The organism is Flammeovirga sp. EKP202, assembly GCF_014534745.1.
Lineage (GTDB): Bacteria > Bacteroidota > Bacteroidia > Cytophagales > Flammeovirgaceae > Flammeovirga.
Map to the genome: position 1 here is coordinate 1 of NZ_JACVVP010000155.1, position 335 is coordinate 335.

Here is a 335-nt window from a genome sequence, read left to right on the forward strand (position 1 = left end):
CAAAGATTTTTCTCTGAATTTGAACTTGATGAAAATGCATTTTCTCTCTTATTATTAAAAATGTTACCAATTCAAGGGAAGTTACAGCTGTCGCTAGATCGTACAAATTGGAAGTTTGGTCAATTGAATATCAATATCTTATACTTAAGTGTGATTTATGAAGGTGTAGGACTTCCTATATTGTGGACTGTACTTGGAAATAAAAGAGGTAACTCAAATGAAAAAGAAAGGGAAGAGCTTTTCAATAGATTTCATCACCTCTTTGATTTATCTATTATAGAATATATAACGGCTGACAGGGAATTTATTGGAGGAAAATGGTGGGACTATTTGGT

General features: G+C 31.9%; 1 pseudogene. It reads left to right on the plus strand.

The annotated features are described in order from the left end of the window. Positions 1-60: 60 nt before the first annotated feature. Positions 61-335: pseudogene (locus IC221_RS29395) on the plus strand (IS4 family transposase); the annotation flags it as partial.